22 protein-coding genes are annotated in these 19,860 nt (G+C 63.3%); 13 read left to right on the forward strand and 9 right to left on the reverse strand.

The genetic code is table 11. The features are described from left to right. The 8 genes from DKW65_RS13790 to glnG all read left to right on the forward strand — a co-directional run bounded on the left by DKW65_RS13790 (nt 1) and on the right by glnG (nt 9,017). Entirely contained in the window at nt 1–1,542 is a 1,542-nt protein-coding gene (locus DKW65_RS13790; RefSeq protein ID WP_111658009.1) for an inactive transglutaminase family protein, read from the forward strand. A gap of 2 nt (nt 1,543–1,544) precedes the next feature. After that, entirely contained in the window at nt 1,545–2,528 is a 984-nt protein-coding gene (locus tag DKW65_RS13795; protein ID WP_111658010.1) for an alpha-L-glutamate ligase-like protein, read from the forward strand. A gap of 81 nt (nt 2,529–2,609) precedes the next feature. After that, on the forward strand, nt 2,610–3,746 hold the full coding sequence (locus DKW65_RS13800) for a tRNA (5-methylaminomethyl-2-thiouridylate)-methyltransferase (RefSeq protein WP_245932519.1): 1,137 nt from the start codon (nt 2,610–2,612) through the stop codon (nt 3,744–3,746). A 3-nt stretch (nt 3,747–3,749) separates the two neighbouring features. Then, nucleotides 3,750–3,974, forward strand: a complete 225-nt coding sequence (locus tag DKW65_RS13805) for a sulfurtransferase TusA family protein (protein WP_111658011.1) — start codon at nt 3,750–3,752, stop codon at nt 3,972–3,974. A 210-nt stretch (nt 3,975–4,184) separates the two neighbouring features. Further along, nucleotides 4,185–5,591 (forward strand): glutamate--ammonia ligase, encoded by a 1,407-nt coding sequence (glnA, locus tag DKW65_RS13810; RefSeq protein WP_111658012.1) that lies wholly within the window; start codon nt 4,185–4,187, stop codon nt 5,589–5,591. Nucleotides 5,592–5,676: 85 nt separating this feature from the next. Continuing rightward, nucleotides 5,677–6,291, forward strand: coding sequence for a DUF4124 domain-containing protein (locus tag DKW65_RS13815; protein ID WP_162925878.1), 615 nt, complete (start codon nt 5,677–5,679; stop codon nt 6,289–6,291). Between the two features lie 124 nt (nt 6,292–6,415). Then, nucleotides 6,416–7,582 (forward strand): nitrogen regulation protein NR(II), encoded by a 1,167-nt coding sequence (gene glnL / locus DKW65_RS13820; RefSeq protein WP_111658014.1) that lies wholly within the window; start codon nt 6,416–6,418, stop codon nt 7,580–7,582. Nucleotides 7,583–7,595: 13 nt separating this feature from the next. Then, nucleotides 7,596–9,017 carry a nitrogen regulation protein NR(I) gene (gene glnG / locus DKW65_RS13825; RefSeq protein ID WP_111658015.1) on the forward strand — a complete coding sequence of 474 codons (1,422 nt, stop codon included), beginning with the start codon at nt 7,596–7,598 and terminating at the stop codon, nt 9,015–9,017. 12 nt (nt 9,018–9,029) lie between these two features. On the opposite strand, the gene DKW65_RS13830 is transcribed toward glnG, so the two are convergent. After that, nucleotides 9,030–9,506 carry a nuclear transport factor 2 family protein gene (locus DKW65_RS13830; RefSeq protein ID WP_162925879.1) on the reverse strand — a complete coding sequence of 159 codons (477 nt, stop codon included), beginning with the start codon at nt 9,504–9,506 and terminating at the stop codon, nt 9,030–9,032. A gap of 32 nt (nt 9,507–9,538) precedes the next feature. On the opposite strand from DKW65_RS13830, the gene pip reads away from it, so the two are divergent. The 5 genes from pip (at nt 9,539) to DKW65_RS13855 (ending at nt 14,290) form a co-directional block, all read left to right on the forward strand. Then, nucleotides 9,539–10,516, forward strand: a complete 978-nt coding sequence (gene pip / locus DKW65_RS13835) for a prolyl aminopeptidase (protein ID WP_111658017.1) — start codon at nt 9,539–9,541, stop codon at nt 10,514–10,516. Next, entirely contained in the window at nt 10,513–10,950 is a 438-nt protein-coding gene (dtd, locus tag DKW65_RS13840; protein ID WP_111658018.1) for a D-aminoacyl-tRNA deacylase, read from the forward strand. The genes pip and dtd overlap by 4 nt, the downstream gene beginning before the upstream one ends. Before the next feature lie 105 nt (nt 10,951–11,055). Continuing rightward, nucleotides 11,056–11,538, forward strand: coding sequence for a DUF3015 domain-containing protein (locus tag DKW65_RS13845; RefSeq protein ID WP_111658019.1), 483 nt, complete (start codon nt 11,056–11,058; stop codon nt 11,536–11,538). A gap of 74 nt (nt 11,539–11,612) precedes the next feature. Beyond that, nucleotides 11,613–13,472: an Lnb N-terminal periplasmic domain-containing protein gene (locus DKW65_RS13850; RefSeq protein WP_245932520.1), complete on the forward strand. Its 1,860-nt coding sequence runs from the start codon at nt 11,613–11,615 to the stop codon at nt 13,470–13,472. Continuing rightward, nucleotides 13,451–14,290: an alpha/beta hydrolase gene (locus DKW65_RS13855; protein ID WP_111658020.1), complete on the forward strand. Its 840-nt coding sequence runs from the start codon at nt 13,451–13,453 to the stop codon at nt 14,288–14,290. The genes DKW65_RS13850 and DKW65_RS13855 overlap by 22 nt, the downstream gene beginning before the upstream one ends. A 1-nt stretch (nt 14,291) precedes the next feature. Here the strand turns inward: DKW65_RS13855 and tatC are convergent, their stop codons facing one another. The 8 genes from tatC to DKW65_RS13895 form a co-directional block, all read right to left on the reverse strand. Continuing rightward, on the reverse strand, nt 14,292–15,053 hold the full coding sequence (gene tatC, locus DKW65_RS13860) for a twin-arginine translocase subunit TatC (RefSeq protein WP_111658021.1): 762 nt from the start codon (nt 15,051–15,053) through the stop codon (nt 14,292–14,294). Next, a complete protein-coding gene (gene tatB, locus DKW65_RS13865; RefSeq protein WP_111658022.1) occupies nt 15,050–15,394 on the reverse strand; it encodes a Sec-independent protein translocase protein TatB in 345 nt (114 codons plus the stop codon). Before tatB ends, tatC begins: the two co-directional genes overlap by 4 nt. Nucleotides 15,395–15,397: 3 nt before the next feature. After that, nucleotides 15,398–15,643, reverse strand: a complete 246-nt coding sequence (gene tatA, locus DKW65_RS13870; RefSeq protein ID WP_111658023.1) for a Sec-independent protein translocase subunit TatA — start codon at nt 15,641–15,643, stop codon at nt 15,398–15,400. 13 nt (nt 15,644–15,656) lie between these two features. Next, the gene (locus DKW65_RS13875) at nt 15,657–15,986 is read right to left on the reverse strand and encodes a phosphoribosyl-ATP diphosphatase (RefSeq protein WP_111658024.1); all 330 of its coding nucleotides are present in this window, start codon (nt 15,984–15,986) and stop codon (nt 15,657–15,659) included. Nucleotides 15,987–16,067: 81 nt separating this feature from the next. After that, nucleotides 16,068–17,678 (reverse strand): AarF/UbiB family protein, encoded by a 1,611-nt coding sequence (locus DKW65_RS13880; protein ID WP_245932521.1) that lies wholly within the window; start codon nt 17,676–17,678, stop codon nt 16,068–16,070. Next, on the reverse strand, nt 17,675–18,340 hold the full coding sequence (locus DKW65_RS13885) for a ubiquinone biosynthesis accessory factor UbiJ (protein ID WP_111658025.1): 666 nt from the start codon (nt 18,338–18,340) through the stop codon (nt 17,675–17,677). The genes DKW65_RS13880 and DKW65_RS13885 overlap by 4 nt, the downstream gene beginning before the upstream one ends. Next, the gene (gene ubiE / locus DKW65_RS13890) at nt 18,337–19,086 is read right to left on the reverse strand and encodes a bifunctional demethylmenaquinone methyltransferase/2-methoxy-6-polyprenyl-1,4-benzoquinol methylase UbiE (protein ID WP_111658026.1); all 750 of its coding nucleotides are present in this window, start codon (nt 19,084–19,086) and stop codon (nt 18,337–18,339) included. Before ubiE ends, DKW65_RS13885 begins: the two co-directional genes overlap by 4 nt. Beyond that, nucleotides 19,079–19,786, reverse strand: coding sequence for a DUF8198 family protein (locus tag DKW65_RS13895; RefSeq protein WP_162925880.1), 708 nt, complete (start codon nt 19,784–19,786; stop codon nt 19,079–19,081). Before DKW65_RS13895 ends, ubiE begins: the two co-directional genes overlap by 8 nt. Nucleotides 19,787–19,860 lie beyond the last annotated feature (74 nt).

Below are 19,860 nucleotides of genomic sequence, written 5' to 3' on the forward strand. Positions count from 1 at the left end.
ATGCGTGGTGTAAAGCTGCATGCCCTTATTCTGGCGCTGGTGCTGATTGCTACAGGGCTTGGCGCTACGGCCTATCAGATCATGGTCCTCAACATTCCGGTGAGCGAGAGCGAGACCGATCCGGTCTGGGTAATCGATGCGCGTCTGAGCTTCCGTGCGTCCGGCAACACGCCGGTCAAGGCGCAGCTTTTTGTGCCCCCGCCGAGTGACCGGTATCTGGTGCTCAACGAGAGCTTTATCTCGCAGAACTACGGTTTCAATGTCAGTCGTGTCGAGGCCAATCGCCTGGTGACCTGGTCATCTCGCCGCGCCCAGGGTGAGCAGACACTTTACTACCGCAAGACCCTGTCACAGCGGTTCGGTGAGTCGCGGCTGGTGGAAGCCGGGCCGCAGTTCCGGCCGCGGCCGCCGCTGGAAGGGCCGGAGCGCATTGCCGCCGAGGCGCTGCTGGCGCCGATCCGGCAGCATTCGGCTGATGTGGAAACCTTCATCAGCGAAACGGTGCGCCGCGTCAACAATCTCAACGACGACAATGTGCGTCTGCTGCTGGGCAATGATGACAGCATCAGCAACCGTACGCGCGTGGTGGAAAAGCTGCTGGCGGTGGCGCATATCCCGGTGCAGCAGCTGCACACGGTGCGTTTGACAGCCAGCCAGAACCAGACCCCGGAGCAGTGGCTGCGCAGCTACACGGGTGAGCGCTGGATCTACTTCAATCCGGTCACCGGTGATCGGGGGCTACCCGATGATCGCATCATCTGGTGGATCGGCGCGGTGCCCGTGGCGGATGTCGAAGGCGGGCAGCGCCCCCGGGTCACGTTCAGCGTGACCAGCACGGAAATCAGTGCGATTCAGCTGGCGCAAACCTCCGAGCCGGCGCGCCGCAGCACCTTGCTCACGTTTTCCCTGTATGACCTGCCGGTAGCCACACAGGAGGTCTACCGGATCATGATCATGATCCCGCTGGGCGTCTTGCTGATCCTGTTGCTGCGCAATCTGGTGGGCATGCATACCCTGGGCACCTTTACGCCCGTGCTGGTGGCGCTGGCTTTCCGCGAGACCGAGATCTTCTGGGGCATCTTCCTGTTTACGGTGATCACGGCGATCGGGCTTTCCCTGCGCTCCTATCTTGAGCATCTGCGACTGCAGTTGCTGTCACGTCTGTCGGTGGTGCTGACCTTCGTGGTGATCCTGATGGCATTCATTGCCTTGCTGGGACACAAGCTGGGCATCGAGCGAGGGCTGTCTGTCGCGCTGTTCCCGATGGTGATCCTGACCATGGTCATCGAGCGGTTGTCGATTCTCTGGGAGGAGCGTGGTGCCAGCCATGCGATGAAGGCGGCCATCGGCACGCTGGTGGCGGCGAGTCTGGGGCATCTGCTCATGTCGCAACCGCATCTGGTGTACTTCTGCTTCACCTTCCCGGGCATCCTGCTGGTCTTTACCGGCATCATGCTGCTGATGGGCCATTACCGTGGTTACCGGCTGACCGAGCTGGTGCGCTTCCGCGCCCTGGCGGGCCCCGATAAAGGGAGGCCCTGACCATGCTGGGTCGTTGGCTGGCGCTGCGTCGGCGCGGGGTGATGGGCATCAACCAGCGCAATGGCGATTATGTGTTGCGCTACAACCGCCGCCATCTGTATCCGCTGGTCGATGACAAGCTGCTGACCAAGGAGCGGGCCATCACGGCGGGCATTCAGGTGCCCGAGCTGTACGCGTCGGTGGCCAGTGAGCAGGGGATCGAGCGCTTCATGCGGGGTCTGGACGACTACACCGATTTTGTCATCAAGCCGGCCCAGGGGGCGGGCGGTGATGGCATTCTTGTGGTCACGGACCGATTCGAGGGGATGTATCGCACGGCCGGTGGGCGGCTGCTCACGGAAGACGATATCCAGCATCACCTGTCGAACATCCTCTCCGGCATGTATTCGCTGGGCGGGCATCGTGACCGGGCCATGGTCGAGTACCGGGTCATCCCGGACAGCGTGTTCGGGGCGATCAGTTACGAGGGCGTGCCGGATATCCGTATTATCGTGCTCTGCGGTTATCCGGTGATGGCCATGCTGCGCCTGCCTACCCGGCAGTCCGGCGGCAAGGCCAATCTGCACCAGGGTGCGATCGGCGTGGGCGTCGATCTGGCGACGGGCATCACCCTGGAGGGCACCTGGCACAACCGGGTGATCCAGCGGCACCCCGATACGGCCAATCTGGTGGCGGGCGTGCAGTTGCCTGACTGGACCGGTTTCCTGGAAATCGCAGCCGGTTGCTACGAGCTCACCGGGCTGGGCTATCTGGGCGTGGATCTGGTGCTGGACAAGGATCGCGGGCCCCTGATGCTGGAGCTGAATGCGCGCCCGGGGTTGAATATCCAGATCGCCAATGCCAGCGGCCTGGCCGCGCGCTGTGCAGTGGTCGAGGCGCGCATGGCGGCGCGGGCGCGTGCCGGTGAGCCCGAGGAAATCGCCCCGGCGCGGATCAGCTTCTGCCAGGACCAGTTCACCACCAGCACTATACCGGCGCAGGCCTGACCCGCAGCGGCCGGGCTGTTATACTCCTTCACCCCTTGTTCACCTGCTTCCCGGCGCGTCGGCTATGCGGCGCGCCGCTTGATGTTTATGACACAGACCATGACCACCGCCGCCACCACGCCGCCGTCTGCCGCTGACCGTCCACGCCGGGCGCTGGCGCTGGTGTCGGGCGGGCTCGATTCGATGCTGGCTGTGCGCGTTATCCAGGCCCAGGGTATCGAGGTGGAGGGGGTCAACTTCTTCACCGGCTTCTGCGTTGAGGGGCATACCCACGCGATCCGCGAGCGAGACCGCAAGAAGCCCAAGCGCAACAATGCCCTGTGGGTGGCAGAGCAACTGGGCATCAAGTTGCACATCATCGATATCTCGCAGGAATACAAGGATGTGGTGCTGCACCCGCGTTATGGCTACGGCGCGCACATGAATCCCTGCCTGGACTGCAAGATCTTCATGGTCAATCAGGCCACCCTGATGCTGGACAAGGCCCGTGACCTGGCCGATGCGCGCGCCAGCGACGGCGACGGGTTCGATTTCATCATCACCGGCGAGGTGGTGGGTCAGCGGCCCAAGTCGCAGCGCAAGTGGACCATGCCGGTGATTGCGCGCGAGTCCGGCGCCGAGGACCGGTTGCTCAGGCCGCTGTCGGCCAGGAACCTGGACGAAACCCTGCCCGAGCGGGAAGGTTGGGTGGATCGCAGCAAACTGTATGGCTTCAGTGGGCGCAACCGGACACCGCAGATCGAGCTGGCCCGCGACTTCGGGCTGGAGGAGTTCGCCCAGCCCGCCGGGGGCTGCTGCTTCCTGACGGATGAATCCTATGCGAAGAAGCTGGGCGATCTGTGGCGCGCGCGCGGAGAGCGTGATTACGAGCTGGACGACATCATGCTGCTCAAGGTGGGCCGCCATCTGCGCCCGCGCCCGCACTTCAAGTTGATCATCAGTCGCGAGGAAGGCGAAAGCCAGTTCCTGCGCGGCTACCGGCATGTCTTTGACAGCCTTGAGACCTCCAGTCATGGGGGGCCGCTGACCCTGGTGGACGGTCACTTCGCGGACCAGGCCGAGGCCGAGTTCGCGGCCGCGCTGGTGGCGCGCTTCTCTCAGGGGCGGGAGGCCGATCGGGTCACCGTGACCTGGCGTCAGCGTGATGGCGTGACCCGTGATCTGCAGGTGCCTCCCATGGCGGCCGATGACGTGCCGCGCGACTGGTATCTGGGGTGAATCATGGAACAGCTTGATGCTCGCCGACTGCTGTGTCCGTTGCCGGTGATCCGTACCCAGGACCGGGTGAAGACGCTGGCGGACGGTGAATGTCTTGAGGTGCTTGCCACAGACCCCGGTGTGCTGAATGATGTGCCGGCATGGTGCCGGATCAATGGGCACACGGTGCTGGAAACCGGGGAGCGCGAAGGGGTTATCTTTGTGCGGCTCCGGGTGGCCAGACCCTGACTTGCACCACAATTGCGCACTCCTGCGTCATTGTGCACTATAATGGTGCATTCTCTGCCGCAGGCCGTCGCAGGAGCCTAGCATTCGTGCTGCTCCGCCATGTCTCAGAATGTGGCACGCATTTTGCTCCACAAACGGGCAAGACCCGGTTCGGTGCAACCCCCGGGCCGGACAAACCCATTTCTTGCTGCTCCAGGAGGACGCTTCATCATGTCTGCAAAGACTTTAAAACTGATCAAAGAGAACGACGTAAAGTGGGTCGATATGCGCTTTACCGACAGCCGTGGTAAAGAGCAGCACGTGTCCATCCCGGCCAGCGAAATCGACGACGACTTCTTCACCGACGGCAAGATGTTCGACGGCTCCTCCATTGCCGGCTGGAAAGGCATCAATGAGTCCGACATGATCCTGCAGCCGGATGACGACACTGCGGTGATCGACCCGTTCACTGATGTGTCCACGCTGAACCTGCGTTGCAACATCGTTGAGCCCACCACCATGCAGGGCTACGAGCGCGACCCGCGTTCCATCGCCATGCGTGCTGAGGAATACCTCAAGTCCACCGGGATTGCGGATTCCGCCCTGTTCGGGCCGGAGCCGGAATTCTTCGTGTTCGATTCCGTAAAATGGAAGTCCGACATGCAGGGCGCCATGTACGAAATCTACTCCGAAGAAGCGGCCTGGGTGTCGGCTGACGACTTCGAGCGCAACAACATCGGTCACCGTCCCGGCGTGAAGGGCGGCTACTTCCCGGTGCCGCCGGTAGACAGCCTGCACGACCTGCGTGCGGCCATGTGTGCGGCCATGGAGCAGATGGGTCTGGTTATCGAAGTGCACCACCACGAAGTGGGCACAGCAGGCCAGTGCGAAATCGGCGTGGGTGCCAACACCCTGACCAAGAAGGCGGACGAAGTACAGATCCTGAAGTACTGCATCCACAACGTGGCCCATGCCTACGGCAAGACCGCGACCTTCATGCCGAAGCCGCTGATCGGTGACAACGGTTCCGGTATGCACGTGCACCAGTCCCTGAGCAAGGACGGCAAGAACCTGTTTGCCGGTGACCTCTACGGTGGCCTGTCTGAAACCGCGCTGTTCTACATCGGCGGTATCATCAAGCACGCGCGTGCGCTGAACGCCCTGACCAATGCGTCCACCAACTCGTACAAGCGTCTGGTGCCGGGCTTCGAAGCACCGGTCATGCTGGCCTACTCGGCCCGTAACCGTTCGGCATCGATCCGGATTCCATGGGTCAGCAGCCCGAAAGCGCGTCGTATCGAGACCCGCTTCCCGGACCCGTCTGCCAACCCGTACCTGTGCTTCGCCTCCCTGCTGATGGCAGGCCTGGATGGCATCAAGAACAAGATCCACCCTGGCGATGCCATGGACAAGGATCTGTACGACCTGCCGGCAGAAGAAGCGAAGGAAATCCCGACCGTGGCGCACACGCTGACCATGGCCCTGGATGCCCTCGAAGCCGATCACGACTTCCTGCTGCAGGGTGGCGTGTTCACCAAGGACGCGCTGGATGGCTACATCTCCCTGAAGCGTGCTGAAGTAGAGCGCCTGAACATGACCCCGCATCCGGTCGAGTTCGATCTGTACTACTCGGTGTAACCGGGTTGGTATAGCCAGCGCTACAGGAAAGCCCCCCTCGCGGGGGCTTTTTTGTGCCGTATGATGAGGGTCGGAGGTGATGCAGATGAAACAGCGAGCGGGCATTTTCTGGCTGATCGGGCTGCTCGTTGGCCTGTTGGCTGGCATGCCGGTGCAGGCCGAAGAGGCATCGGACGAGGACCCTGGCGACCGGATCTATCGCTCCCGGGGCGCTGATGGCGCGCCCGTGTTCAGTGATCGCCCGCCGCAGGACGGGCGTCCGGTGGAGCAGCGTCGTACCCCGCGCGCGACCAATGTGGTGCCGGCACCGTCGTCGCCGCGCCCGCCGCCAGCGGGCGCCTCCCCGCCGTCCACTCCCCGGGCTGATGAGACGGAGCGACTGGACTACTACCAGCGCCTGGCCATCACCTCCCCCGAGCATGAGGCCACATTACGCCATCCGGTCGAGCCCGTGCCGGTGACCTACGAACTGGAGCCGGGACTCTTGCCCGGCCATCAGGTGCGCTTGCTGCGTAACGGCGAGCCAGAAGCGCAGATGGCGCTGGACTGGCCGCACCGGGGCGCGCATGAACTGGTGGTGGAGGTGCGTGACGCCGAGGGCAAGGTGTTGAAGCGCTCGGCCCCGGTCACTGTTTTCGTGCATCGCCCCAGTGCCCTGCTGCGTCCGGGCGCGTCCCGGGGTGGCAATGACACAGAGTGAGGCGCGAGCGCACCATAATGGTGCACAATAGGTCCAGTCCTTGCCCTTCCGATGTCCGGAAGTGGGTGAAAACCGCGTGATCACGCCCATCGTTTGATGGCCTGAAACTTGCTTTGGCCCTGTTATGGCAAAAACCAGACATGCAGAGACTTCCGTGCACAAGCGGCTGCTCGATCACCTGACCACGGCGGTCGTCATGCTGGATGAGCGGCTGATTATCCGCTACCTGAACCCGGCGGCGGAAATCCTGCTCTTTGCCAGTGCGCATCGGTCGGTGGGGCAGCCCCTGCCAGAGTGTTTTTTTGAGGACCCGGATGCCAGCGCTGCACTGCATCGGTGCATCGGGGAAGGTCATCCCTTCACGCGCCGGGAGGCGCGGATGATGATCTCGCCGGGTCAGGAGATCACCGTGGACTATTCGGTCGTTCAACTCAGTGAGCCCGGTCAGCCAGCCAGTCTGCTGCTGGAGCTGCAACCGCTGGACCGGATGCTGCGTATTGGCCGTGAAGAGGCGCTGCTGCATGCCCATCAGGCCACGCGGGCGCTGGTGCGCGGCGTCGCCCATGAGCTCAAGAATCCGCTGGGGGGCATCCGCGGAGCAGCCCAGTTGCTGGAACGGGCCCTGCCGGACCCGGAGCTGGCGGAGTACACCCGCGTGATCATTGATGAGGCAGACCGGTTGCGGTCACTGGCGGATCGCATGCTCGGGCCGCGCCGCCTGCCGAATTTCCGCCTGCTGAATATCCATGAATGTCTGGAGCATGTGCGCCAGCTGGTGCTGGCGGAGCATCCTGAGGGGGTTCGGGTGCGCCGGGATTACGACACCAGTTTGCCGGAAATCCCGGCAGACCGGGACCAGCTGGTGCAGGTGATTCTGAATCTGGCGCGTAATGCCGTGCAGGCGTTGACCGAGTCGGGCACGCCCGGGGCGCAGGTGATTTTTCGAACGAGAGTGATCCGCCAGTACACGATTGGTGCGGTGCGGCACCGGATGGTGCTGCGTGTGGATATCGAAGACAACGGCCCGGGGATTGCCGAGGAACTGCGGGAAACCCTGTTCTACCCCATGGTCAGTGGCCGGGCCAATGGATCAGGGCTGGGGTTGTCGATTGCCCAGTCCATCATCAGCCAGCACAGCGGCCTGATTGAATGCGAGAGCACTGCAGGCAAGACAGTGTTCAGCCTGTTACTTCCCATGGAAGCACAACCGGACACACACCAGAACCTGGTGCCCGGGGCCAGGGATAGCGGCGTGCAGGGGGAACCGGTCGGGTTGGCCGGTACAACATAGAGAGTGATAGACCATGACGGCAAAAGTCTGGGTCATTGATGATGACCGTTCGATCCGCTGGGTTCTCGACAAGGCGCTGGGCCAGGAGGGCTTCAGTCCGGTGTGTTACGAGGATGCCGACGAGGCGCTGAATGCGCTGGAAGCCGGCACCGATGAACCGGATGTGCTGATTTCCGATGTGCGCATGCCGGGCACAGATGGCTTGCGCATGCTGAAGGTGCTGCAACGCAAGCACCCTGATCTGCCGGTGATCATCATGACCGCGCACTCGGATCTTGATTCTGCTGTGGCGTCGTATCAGGGGGGGGCCTTCGAATACCTGCCGAAACCCTTTGATGTGGATGAAGCGGTGGCACTGGTGAAACGTGCCGTGCGCCACCGCGCGGAGGCCAAGGGCGGGCCGGCCGAAGAGAGCAGCGAGCCGCCTGCCGAGATTATCGGCGAAGCGCCAGCCATGCAGGAGGTGTTTCGCGCCATTGGCCGGTTGTCGCATTCCAATGTCACGGTGCTGATCAATGGCCAGTCCGGGACGGGCAAGGAACTTGTCGCCCATGCCCTCCATCGCCATTCGGTGCGTCGCGACAAGGCGTTCGTGGCGCTGAACATGGCGGCCATCCCGCGAGATCTGATCGAATCCGAACTGTTTGGCCATGAGAAAGGCGCCTTTACCGGCGCCAACAGCCAGCGCATCGGTCGTTTCGAGCAGTCCAATGGGGGCACCCTGTTCCTGGACGAGATTGGCGACATGCCGATCGAGGCCCAGACCCGGCTGTTACGGGTGTTGCAGGAAAACGAGTTCTACCGGGTTGGCGGTACCACGCCGATCAAGGTGGACGTGCGCATCATTGCGGCCACGCACCAGAACCTGGAGCGGCTGGTCAAGGATGGTGACTTCCGTGAGGATCTGTTCCACCGTCTGAACGTGATCCGCATCCATATCCCGCGCTTGTGCGAGCGCCGCGAGGACATTCCGCGACTGGCGCGCTACTTCCTGCAGCGGGCCGGTCGCGAACTGGAAGTCGAAGCCAAGACCCTGCATCCGGACACCGAGCGCTATCTGGCCGCACTGCCCTGGCCGGGCAATGTGCGTCAGTTGGAGAATACCTGCCGTTGGCTGACGGTGATGGCCTCGGGCCGTGAAGTGCTGGTGGATGACCTGCCGCCGGAGCTGAATCAGCAAGAGGCGCGTCCGGAAGTCAGCGGCAGCTGGGAAAAGGGTCTGCGCCAGTGGGCCGAGCGGGCGCTGGCGGCGGGCGAGCGTGGCATTCTCGACAGTGCCGTGCCGACCTTTGAGCGGGCCATGATCGAGGTGGCCCTGAACCACACCGGCGGGCGTCGCCGTGATGCGGCCGGTCTGCTGGGCTGGGGACGCAATACCCTGACGCGCAAGATCAAGGAACTGGGCATGGACGAACTCGCGAGCGTGGAGGACTGACGTCGGTCTGACTCAGTCAGGGCTGCCTTCCAGCAGGCGGGCGGCACTGGCACGTATCAGCAGCCAGTCGCCGTCGATCAGTTCCCAGTCGGAAGCCACCCGGAACAGCTGTCCCCGTTCCGGCAACAGGCCGCCGGTGCCGCCCGTCACCAGCGCGTTGAAACGCGCCTCGGCGCGATCCTCGCGCATCCCGTCCGGAGTCACGGACACCTGGGTAATGATCACGCGGATATCCGGGTAGCGCATCAGCAACCCGGCCATCATCCGGCGGGTTTCCTCGCGGTCCATTTGCGAGCGTCCCTCGTACTGGCTCAGGGAGAACGACTCTGCCAGTCGTGCGCTGACCACGGCGCCTCGGCGCTGGCTGACAGCGTCCGCCATGTCCCGGATGGCGGCCTCGATGGCCTCTTCCGGCGGTGTCTGGCTGCAACCGCCGAGCAGCAGGGTCAGGGCCAGCAAAGCGAGCAATGATGGCGTATGCTTCGTCACTGAACAGTCCTCCTGAGACGGCAATCTGATTGATGAGCGCAGACCTGACGCCCGTATCCCGGCATGCACTGTATCCTGCCCTGGCGCCCTGGGACCAGCGCTGGCTGGATGTCGGTGACGGCCATCGGCTTTACATCGAGCAATCGGGCAACCCGCACGGCGAGCCGGTGCTGGTGGTGCATGGCGGCCCCGGGGGCGGCTGCTCGCCACGCATGCGCCGCTACTTTGACCCGCGCCACTGGCGCATCATCCTCTTTGACCAGCGCGGTGCCGGGCAGTCGCAGCCGTCGGGCAGTCTGACCGCCAACACCACGCCGGATCTGGTGGCGGACATGGAGCGTATCCGCGTTGCCCTGGGTGTAGAGCGCTGGCTGCTGTTTGGCGGCTCCTGGGGGGTGACGCTGGCACTGCGCTATGGTCAGTGCCATCCACAACGGGTGGCCGGCATGGTCTTGCGCGGTGTCTTTCTGTGTCGTCAGCAGGATATCGACTGGTTGTACCGCGAGGGCGGCGCCAGTCGGATATTCCCTGACGCCTGGGCTCGTTTTCGGGATGCGCTGCCTGCCGCCGCCGGGGCGGATTTGCTGACCCGCTACCATCAGCGGCTCACGGAAGAGGTGGTGGACCGGTCAGTTGCCAGTGCCTGGGCGGCCTGGGAGGCGGCCTGCGCCACCCTGCTGCCGTCGCCGGGCGTGGTGGCCTCGTTCGAGACCCGGGCATTGGCGCTGGCACGTATCGAGAGCCATTACTTCGTGGCCGGGGGCTTCATGCCGGAGGCGGGTCTCCTGTCGCACATGGCGTCGCTGGCGGGGATTCCTGCGCACATCGTCCATGGCCGCTATGACATGGTGTGCCCGGTGGAGCAGGCGTGGACGCTGCATCAGGCCTGGCCCGGCAGCCAACTGACCGTGGTGCCGGACGCGGGCCATTCTGCGACAGAACCCGGTCTGCAGCGTGCGCTGGTGGCGGCAGTGGCCGGTTTTGCCGCAGCCGGGGAGACCCATCGATGAAGGTGCTGCTGCAACGGGTCAGCGAGGCTCGCGTTACCGTGGATGGCCGGGTGACGGGCGAGATCGGGGCTGGCCTGCTGGTGTTTGTGGGGATTGCCCGGGATGATGATGAGCGCGTGGTCGAGCGTCTGGCGGAGCGCGTGCTCGGTTATCGCCTGTTTGCCGACGATCAGGGCCGTATGAATCGCAATGTGATGCAAGTGCAGGGCGGTTTGCTGGTGATCTCCCAGTTCACGCTGACGGCTGACACGCGCCGGGGGCTGCGGCCGGGTTTCAGCGATGGCGCCGCGCCGGAACGGGCCGAGTACCTGTATGAGCATTTTCTGACCTGCCTGCGCGAGCAGGGGGGTGAGGTCGCCTGCGGTGTCTTTGCTGCGGACATGAAAGTTGCCCTGGTTAACGATGGGCCTGTGACCTTCATGCTGTCGTCTTAAACAGCTATTGCGCCGCACAGTGACTGCTCTATGATGGAGCGAGCACGGCTGCGCTGCGCTGCGTCGCCTGCCAAGGGAAATAATGTTAATCGGAGGAGTACCTACATGAAGAAAATCGTATTGGCTACCGCACTGCTGGGCGCATCCATGACCGCATCTGCAAACGCACCGGGCGGCCCGGGTTGCGGTTGGGGCAACATGCTGTTTGAAGGCCAGAGCGGCCTCCCGATCCATCTTCTCGCCACACTCGTGAACGGCACCTCCGGCAATGCCACGTTCGGCATGACCAGTGGTACCAACGGTTGTGACACCAGCGGCGCGCTGGCTTACAGCGGCAGCAGCCTGCTGGCCATGAATGGCGTTCTGGAAGAAGTGGCACATGACATTGCCATGGGTGAAGGCGAAGCGCTGACCGCCCTGTCCGTGTCCATGGGTGTTTCCGCAGAAGACCGCGGCCATTTCAACCAGACCCTGCACCAGCATTTCTCTGCCATCTTCCCGCACGAGAATGTGACCGCAGAAGATGTGCTTGCCAGCATTCAGTCCATCATGAAAGCTGACCAGCAACTGGCCAAGTACACTGCCTGATCGGTAGTCGTATCGCACCAGTGACATCTATGCCCTGCCGCGTCCGGCAGGGCATTTTATTATCCGGATAATCCATGTTCTTTCGTATTACCTTGCTGCTTTCTCTGGGGATGGCGATGGTCGCCCCGCCCGTCTGGTCAAACCATGTCGATCAGGAGGCGTTCGCAGAGGCGCTCGCAGAGTCGCTTGCAGAGTCGCCGCGCTGGCTGGCATTGCTGCATGTGAATCGCGGCACCACACTGCGCAGCCGGGGCCGCAGCTATGTGGCAGACCAGAATTTCTTTCTGTCGGCGGACGGTCGGCACGACCCCTATGCAGAGCTGGTCGCGACACATGAGGCGCTGAAGCCTGAGGGCAGCGAAGCCCGATGCGCCTACCCGGCGCGCTATCGCTTTCTCTCCGAAGCGCTTGGATGGCAACACGACGCGCCTTTTGAGCACTGCAGCGAATATCTGGAGTGGCGCGCGCTGATGCCGGATGAGCGTGTGGTGCTGGTCTTTCCTGCTGCGTACCTGAACAGTCCGTCGTCCATGTTCGGGCACACGCTGTTGCGCCTGGATGGCGACGAAAGTGATGGGGTCTGGTTATCGCAGGCCATCAACTTCGGTGCAGAGGTCGATGCCAGTGACAATTCCGTTTTCTATATTTACCGCGGGCTGGCTGGCGGCTATCCCGGGTATTTTTCGATCGTGCCCTATGTCACCAAGATCCAGGATTACGCGCATCTGGAGAACCGCGACATGTGGGAGTACACGCTGGCGCTGGATGCAGAGCAGCGGCAGTGGCTGGTCGAGCATCTCTGGGAACTGCGTGATATCCGTTTCGATTACTACTTTCTCGATGAGAACTGCTCGTTCCGGCTGCTCGAGCTGATTGATGTGGCGCGGCCTGACACCGGGTTGATGGAAGGGATGCGGCTGACGGAAGTGCCGGTCAACACGGTGCGCGCCCTGGAAGATGCCGGGTTGCTGGCGTCCCGGGTGTATCGGCCCTCCAAGGCCGTGGAGCTGGACCGGCTGGTGGCGCAGCTTCCTGCAGACGCACGGCGCCTTGCCCGACGTCTGGCGGATTCGCCCGAACTGTCCGCATCTGATGAATTCCAGGCCTTTGCGCCGCAGACACAGCGCATCATGGCGCAGACGGCCTATGAGTACCTGCGCTTCATCCATCGCAAGCGAGAGCGCGATGCAGAGGTGGCGCGGCGCAGTCTTGCCCTGTTGCGCCTGGCCAACAGCCTGCCGGCGCCTGATCCGGTGCCCCCCATCGAGCCGGAGGCGCCAGAGCTGGGGCACGCCACCAAACTGGTGGCGGCGAGCTACGGACAGCGCGAGAACAACGAGTTCGGGGAAATCCAGTTTCGTTACACCTATCACGACTGGTTCGACAACAGCACCGGTTTCCTGCGCGGTGCGCAGATCGAGGCGCTGAACCTGCGGCTGCGCAGCACCGAATCTGGTCCGCTGAAGCTTGAGCGGCTGGATGTGGTGAACATCCGATCGCTGGCGCCGAGGTCAACCTTCGTCAAGCCGGTGTCCTGGTTCGTCAACGGCGGCATCGAGCGCGTTCAGGCAGAGGGGCGCTATGGGCTGTCGCGTTATGTGGAGGCGGGCCCGGGTCTTGCCTGGCAGGCCGGACCCGTGACGCCCTATGCCTTTCTGCTGGCGCGGGTGGAAAACAACAGTGCCTGGGACCCGCTGATCACCAGCGCGGCGGGCGCCAGTGCCGGGCTGCTCTGGCATTTTGGCCATGCCACGTTCGGTGCTGGCGGTTCGGGTTACTATCTGACCAATGATGAATACCGTCACCGCGCACAGGCCACCTTGAATGTGCCGGTATCCCGCAACAATGCATTGCGTCTGGACCTTGAGCGTCTGGCCGTGCGGGGTGACGCTGATACGGAGTTCAGGATCTCATGGCGCTATCACTTCGACTGACATTGCTGAGCCTGTTTGCCGCGGGGCTGATGGGGTGTACCAGTGTCTTCTTCTACCCGATGAGCGACTGGGTACAAAACCCGGCGCGCCAGGGTCTGGATTACGAAGACATCATTCTGATTCACCCGGACGGCCTGCGTCTGCATGGCTGGTGGCTGCCGGCCGCTACGGAGGAGGTGCGGGGTACCGTTTATTTCCTGCACGGTAACGCACAGAACGTCAGCACCCACCTGATGAATGTGCACTGGCTGCCGGAGGCGGGGTACCAGGTCTTCCTGCTGGATTATCGGGAGTATGGCCTGTCGGAAGGCAAGGCGCGGTTGCCAGGGGTGTTCGACGACGTGCAGTTGGGTCTGGACTGGTTGGCCGGTGCGCAACGTGTCGAGGGGCCTCTGATTGTCTTCGGCCAGAGCCTGGGCGCGAGCATGTTGCCTTATGTGCTGGCGCGGGAAGAAAACGAAGGCAAATATGACTGCGTCATCATGGAAGCGGCCTTTGCCGGTTTCCGCGATATTACCCGTGATGTCATGCGCGGAAGCTGGTTGCTCTGGCCGTTCAGTTTTGTATTCGCTCCGTTTATCTCTACGGACTGGGATGCCCAGGCACACATCGCTGACCTGGCGCCGCAGCCATTACTGCTGCTGCATAGCCATGAAGACCAGATCATTCCCTACGCGCACGGCGAACGTCTCTTTGAGGCGGCGGCCGAACCCAAGACTTTCCAGCGCCTGCGTGGCGGACATATCGCCAGCGTACGTGACCCGGCTGTCCGGGATCGGCTGCTGGACTTCATGAATCAGGATTGCGTAACAGACTGAATCAGTGCTCGGCGGAGCTGGCCTCGGCTTCGCGGGGCCGTACCCAGCGCCCGGCCAGCAGTCCCAGTTCGAACAGGATCCACATCGGCACCGCCAGCAGCGTTTGCGACAGGATGTCCGGTGGGGTCAGCAGCATGCCGACGACGAAGCAACCCACGATGATATAAGGCCGCTTGGCTTTCAGCTTCTCCACGGTGGTGACGCCGGTCCAGACCATCAGCACGATGGCGATCGGCATCTCGAAAGCCAGCCCGAACGCAATGAAGAGCTTCATTACGAAATCCAGATAGCGGCTGATATCGGTGGCGACCGTGACGCCTTCCGGAGCAATCGCGGTAAAGAAGGCAAAGATCAGCGGAAACACGACGAAGTAGGCAAAGGCCGCGCCCAGGTAGAACAGCAGCACGCTGCTGATCAGCAGCGGCATGGCAATGCGTTTCTCGTGCTTGTAGAGGCCAGGGGCAATAAACGCCCAGGCCTGATGCAGGATCACCGGCATGGCCACAAGAATGCTGATATAGAGGGTCAGCTTGAAGGGCACGATGAAGGGCGCGGCGACATCGGTGGCGATCATGGAAGCGCCTTCCGGGAGCGCCTGGATCAGAGGCTTGGCCACCAGCGTGTAGAGATCACGGGAGAAGTAAAAAAGCCCGATAAAGATCACCAGGATCGCGGCCATGGCGCGCAGCAGACGATTGCGCAACTCGAGCAGATGGCCGATCAGGGTTTGCTGGGTGTCGTCCGGGTGAGGCGTTTCACTCATGATTCAGGCTTGTCCGGCGTATCACGCTTGCGCGTGGCCTCAGGGCTGTCGGTCTCGGGCTCCCGGGGCGCATCGTCGACCTCGGGGGGCAACAGGTTCTTGTCCAGCTTCAGGCTTTCATCTTCCAGCCCCATATCCTTGAGCTGCTGCTTGAACTTGTCGCGCATTTCCATGTTGATGGCTTCGCGCTCCAGCTCATTCTTCAGGTGCGTAAAGGCACTGCGCGCACGCCCGACCCAGTGCCCTACGGTACGGGCAGCACGGGGCAGGCGTTCCGGGCCAAGAATGACCAGGGCAATGACGAATATCAAAGCCAGTTCGGCGAAGCTGATGTCCAGCATGAATCAGGCCTGGTGGTCCTTGTCCTTCACCGGCTGGCCGTTTTCGTCCAGCGTGGTGCCCTGCTCGTCATGACTGCCCTTGATCTGGCGATTGCTTTGCTCGTCCTCGCCTTCCTTGACGGCCTGCTTGAAGCCCTTCACCGCACTACCGAGGTCGCCGCCCATATTGCGCAGCTTCTTGGTGCCGAACAGCACCACGACAATGGCCAGAACAATCAGCAGTTGCCAGAGACTGATACCGGATAACATGTGTTTTCTCCACTCAACGGTTGCGTGAGGCTTTCTCGTCCAGACCGGAGAGGCCGAAACGCCGCTCCAGTTCCGCGAGCACCTGGTCCGGGCTGGCATTCAACGCGGCCAGCATGACCATACTGTGAAACCACAGATCAGCGGTTTCGCTGATCAACGCATCCAGTTCGCCGCTGACTTCCGCATCGCGCGCCGCCAGCAGGGTTTCCACGGCTTCCTCGCCGACCTTCTCCAGGATCTTGTTCAGACCCTTGTGATAGAGGCTGGCCACATAGGAGCTTTCCGGGGCCTCCAGTTTGCGGGCCTCCAGTACTTCATGCAGCTGGCGCAGCACATCACTCATCAGACAGCTCCTGTTGAAACACCAGTTTAACAGATTCATATGACAGTCACCTGACTGTCATGGGGCATGCTGGTGGCGGCCTCAGCGGCGCAGCGCCCAGGCGGTCAGCAGTACCCCGCAGGCGGCGCCGACGCCCGCGCCCGCGCCGCTGGCCAGCAGCAGGCTGCCGCCCAGCAGGCCAAGCCCGGCCAGGCCGCCGAGCAGCTTGCGCCGATGTCGGGTCTGCTGCTCGCCCAGGCGTGCCGCCAGTTGCTGCTGCTGGTAAGGCAAGCGGCGCAGATTCTCCATCGCGTCGCGCAGCATGTCGGGCATGTCCGGCAGCTGTGCGGCCCATTCCGGTGCCCGGGCCTGGAGCTTCTTCAGGGTGGCCGTGGGCCCGTAGTTGTCCATCATCCAGGCTTCCAGCAGCGGCCGGCCGGTGGCCCAGATATCGAGTTGCGGGTAGATGCTGCGCCCCAGTCCCTCGATATGCACCAGTGTCTTCATCAGCAGGATGTATTGCACCGGCGCCTCGATATGGAAGCTGCGCGCCATGTCGAACAGCTTCATCACCAGCGGCGCGAACTCCAGTTGATCCAGCGGCATGGTGCGGATCGGCTCGACGATGGCGCGCACCGACTGCTCGAAGCGGTGCCGATCTACCGGCACCGTGGTCCAGCCTGCGCGAATCACCACGTCCACCAGGGTGCCGTAGTCCTCGCGCATCACCGCCAGCACAAGGCGGCCGAGGATATCCAGGTCGTCCTTGCCCAGTCGCCCGGCGATGGCGGCATCCACGGCCATGTACTGCGGCGCGTCGGGCTTGTCCGGATTGACGAAGATGTTGCCGGGGTGCATGTCGGCGTGGAACAGGTTGTAGCGGAAGACCTGGGCAAAGAAGATCTCCACGCCCCGCTCGGCCAGCCGTTTCGGGTCGATGCCGGCGGCCTTGATGCGCTCGATATCGTTCACCGGGATGCCGTGGATGCGGTCCATCACCAGCAGGCGCTCGGTGGTGTATTGCATGTGGATCGGCGGAATGAACAGCAGGGGGCTGAACAGGAACTGGCGGCGCATGGTCTCGCTGTTGCGCGCTTCAGCGGTCAGGTCCAACTCGCCATGAATGATGCCGACGTAGTCCTCCACCACCCGGCGCGGCCGGAAATAGCGCGCATCGGCCCACAGGCGTTCCAGCCAGGTGGCACCAAAGCGCATTACCGCCAGATCGCGGCGTACGATGCGCTCGAGCCCGGGGCGGCGGATCTTGGCCACCACTTCGGTGCCGTCCTGCAATGCGCCACTGTGCACCTGGGCGATGGACGCCGACGCCAGAGGGGCATCGTCAAAGCGACTGAAGACGATCTCGATAGGCTGCCCCAGTTCGGCTTCAATCCGGGCGCGGGCCTGCGCCACCGGGAAGGGGGCGACCTGGTCCTGCAGGCGTGCCAGGGCGTCGGTCCAGTCCGGCGGCAACAGATCGCGGCGCGTGGCCAGCAGCTGACCGAACTTGATGAAGATCGGCCCGAGGCGATCCAGCGCCTGCTGCAACCGCTCGCCCTCGGACAGATCGCGGGGGCCGAACCAGCTGGAGGGCACCAGATACATCAGGGCGATGACCAGTGGTCGCAAGGGGTGCGCGGGCAACAGGGTGGCGAGGCGGTAACGGCATGCGATATGCAGCACAAACAGCATCCGCCCGACAGGCAGGGTCATTGATCGTTGCTCCCGGCCTGTTCTTGCCTGCGTTGCATCAGCCGCTGGATGCGGGCTTCCAGGCGTTCCGTGGCCAGATGCAGCTCCTCGACGTCATGGCCGAACTCGCGTAGCGCAGTGCGCGATGGCAGCAGGCCGCTTTCGTTGGCCAGATAATCGCTGCCCTGGCGGGCCAGCCGGTCGAGGCTTTCCCGGGCCCAGCTGAACAGCCGTCGCGCGCCATAGTCCACCTGCTGCGCGAGCTCGTTACCCAGCAACGGTGCAAACAGCGCGCCCCAGTCAATATCCAGATCACGAACGATGGCGGTCAGCGCCTGCAGCAACTCCCGGTCACCACGAATGTTGATGGGGCCGCCAATCAGGCCGGGTGCGCTGTCCCAGCCGAGAAACTCGGCCGCCAGATCCAGCGGTCCGCCCCGCACGCTGACATCCGCGTCGGCTTCGCTGCTGTGATAGCACTCGATGCCATCCTCGACGATCAGCACAAACACCTCGCGAGCGGGCACGCGCAAACTGACCGACACCAGACGACCGGCATGCTCGGCCAGCCGCTGCTGGCTGGCCGGGTCATGGCGCAACGCGGTGTTCACGGCGCGCTCGATGCTGGCCAGCAACAGTGTCTCCAGCAGCCCCGGTGGCTGCGCCTGATGCTCCAGCGTCATACCTTGAACCCGCGATGCAGGGCGACGATGCCGCCGGTCATGTTGAAATAGTCGCAGCGGGCAAAGCCGGCGGCTTCCATCATGCCCTTCAGGGTCTGTTGGTCCGGGTGCATGCGGATCGATTCCGCCAGGTACTGGTAGCTCTCGGCGTCGTCAGCAATGGCCTTGCCCAGGCGGGGCAATACATTGAAGGAATAGATGTCGTAGAGCTTCGACAGCGGCTTGTGGATCGGCTTGGAAAACTCCAGCACCAGCAGGCGCCCGCCCGGCTTGAGCACCCGGAGCATGGACTTGAGCGCCTTGTCCTTGTCGGTGACATTGCGCAGGCCGAAGGCGATGGTGATGCAGTTGAAGCTGTTGTCGGCAAACGGCAGCGCCTCGGCATTCACCTGCGCCACGCGGGTATTGTGGGCGCAGCCAGCATCGAACAGCCGGTCGCGGCCGACCCCCAGCATGGCCTCGTTGATGTCCGCCAGCACCACCTCGCCCGTGTCGCCCACCAGGCGCGAGAACTTCATGGCCAGATCGCCGGTGCCGCCCGCCAGATCCAGCACCCGATGGCCGGGGCGCACGCCTGCGAGTTCGAGGGTGAAGCGCTTCCAGGCCCGATGGATGCCCATGGACATCAGATCGTTCATCAGGTCGTACTTGGGCGCCACGGAGCGGAATACGCCCGCCACCCGGCTGGCCTTGTCCTGCCAGGGGACTTCCTGGAAGCCGAAGTGGGTGGTCTTGTCGTCAGCCATGGGTAAGCTCCGGAAACGGTTGCGGGTGGCCCGCCAGCAGACGCGCCATCAGGGCCTGCTCCCGTGCCGCCAACTCGTCGAGCAGGTCGGCCACACTGGGCAGCGGGCGCATGGCGGCAAAGCCACGATCGAGGAAATCATACAGGCTGGCAAAGCCCGCTGCATGGGCCGGGCGACGGACCAGGCGAAAGGTGGTCTGGATCATGCGGCTGCGAACGTAGCGGTCGATATGGCCGCCGAGCTCGCTCACCAGCGCCAGCTGGCGCTGCCGGGCGGCCTCCTGCTGCTGGCGGCGGTAGGCCTCGGCGTAGCTGTCGGCGCACAGACCCTCATCGAGGCGTACATCCAGCACGTCCACCAGATGCTCATCCAGTTCCTGAGTCAGAATGGCCGCTTCGAGCGCTGAGGCGGAGGTCACCATGACCCGATCGGGTAGCAACTTGAGCGCTTTCGGCAAGGCCCGGCGGATTTCCTGCGCGACTGGCCGCAGATCACGCCCGCCGTAGACCTCGGTGAACAGGAAGTCCATCCCGGCCTCGGCCCCCGGCCGCGTCAACAGATCCCGATGGCTGGCGCGCAGGCGCATGATCTGCCAGCGCTGCAAACGGTCCAGGCGCGCGGCAAAGCGTGCGTCGTCCGCATGCTGACGCAGTGCAAAGAAGCGCTCCAGTGCGGTGTGTAGTCGTTCCCCTGCGGTCATGCCGCCGTCCTGTCCAGCCAGAAAGAGCAAAGCGCGGCAATCATAGCACTGGATGCGCGTCCGGTCGGTATGTC

The organism is Isoalcanivorax indicus (assembly GCF_003259185.1).
GTDB classification, from domain to species: Bacteria; Pseudomonadota; Gammaproteobacteria; order Pseudomonadales; family Alcanivoracaceae; genus Isoalcanivorax; species Isoalcanivorax indicus.

Excerpts from the sequence above, each read along its gene's own strand:
- DKW65_RS13790 (WP_111658009.1), top strand. The coding sequence starts at position 1 with ATGCGTGGTGTAAAGCTGCATGCCCTTATTCTGGCGCTGGTGCTGATT.
- DKW65_RS13795 (WP_111658010.1), top strand. The coding sequence starts at position 1,545 with ATGCTGGGTCGTTGGCTGGCGCTGCGTCGGCGCGGGGTGATGGGCATC.
- DKW65_RS13800 (WP_245932519.1), top strand. The coding sequence starts at position 2,610 with ATGTTTATGACACAGACCATGACCACCGCCGCCACCACGCCGCCGTCT.
- DKW65_RS13805 (WP_111658011.1), top strand. The coding sequence starts at position 3,750 with ATGGAACAGCTTGATGCTCGCCGACTGCTGTGTCCGTTGCCGGTGATC.
- glnA (WP_111658012.1), top strand. The coding sequence starts at position 4,185 with ATGTCTGCAAAGACTTTAAAACTGATCAAAGAGAACGACGTAAAGTGG.
- DKW65_RS13815 (WP_162925878.1), top strand. The coding sequence starts at position 5,677 with ATGAAACAGCGAGCGGGCATTTTCTGGCTGATCGGGCTGCTCGTTGGC.
- glnL (WP_111658014.1), top strand. The coding sequence starts at position 6,416 with ATGGCAAAAACCAGACATGCAGAGACTTCCGTGCACAAGCGGCTGCTC.
- glnG (WP_111658015.1), top strand. The coding sequence starts at position 7,596 with ATGACGGCAAAAGTCTGGGTCATTGATGATGACCGTTCGATCCGCTGG.
- pip (WP_111658017.1), top strand. The coding sequence starts at position 9,539 with ATGAGCGCAGACCTGACGCCCGTATCCCGGCATGCACTGTATCCTGCC.
- dtd (WP_111658018.1), top strand. The coding sequence starts at position 10,513 with ATGAAGGTGCTGCTGCAACGGGTCAGCGAGGCTCGCGTTACCGTGGAT.
- DKW65_RS13845 (WP_111658019.1), top strand. The coding sequence starts at position 11,056 with ATGAAGAAAATCGTATTGGCTACCGCACTGCTGGGCGCATCCATGACC.
- DKW65_RS13850 (WP_245932520.1), top strand. The coding sequence starts at position 11,613 with ATGTTCTTTCGTATTACCTTGCTGCTTTCTCTGGGGATGGCGATGGTC.
- DKW65_RS13855 (WP_111658020.1), top strand. The coding sequence starts at position 13,451 with ATGGCGCTATCACTTCGACTGACATTGCTGAGCCTGTTTGCCGCGGGG.
- tatC (WP_111658021.1), bottom strand. The coding sequence starts at position 15,053 with ATGAGTGAAACGCCTCACCCGGACGACACCCAGCAAACCCTGATCGGC.
- tatB (WP_111658022.1), bottom strand. The coding sequence starts at position 15,394 with ATGCTGGACATCAGCTTCGCCGAACTGGCTTTGATATTCGTCATTGCC.
- tatA (WP_111658023.1), bottom strand. The coding sequence starts at position 15,643 with ATGTTATCCGGTATCAGTCTCTGGCAACTGCTGATTGTTCTGGCCATT.
- DKW65_RS13875 (WP_111658024.1), bottom strand. The coding sequence starts at position 15,986 with ATGAGTGATGTGCTGCGCCAGCTGCATGAAGTACTGGAGGCCCGCAAA.
- DKW65_RS13880 (WP_245932521.1), bottom strand. The coding sequence starts at position 17,678 with ATGACCCTGCCTGTCGGGCGGATGCTGTTTGTGCTGCATATCGCATGC.
- DKW65_RS13885 (WP_111658025.1), bottom strand. The coding sequence starts at position 18,340 with ATGACGCTGGAGCATCAGGCGCAGCCACCGGGGCTGCTGGAGACACTG.
- ubiE (WP_111658026.1), bottom strand. The coding sequence starts at position 19,086 with ATGGCTGACGACAAGACCACCCACTTCGGCTTCCAGGAAGTCCCCTGG.
- DKW65_RS13895 (WP_162925880.1), bottom strand. The coding sequence starts at position 19,786 with ATGACCGCAGGGGAACGACTACACACCGCACTGGAGCGCTTCTTTGCA.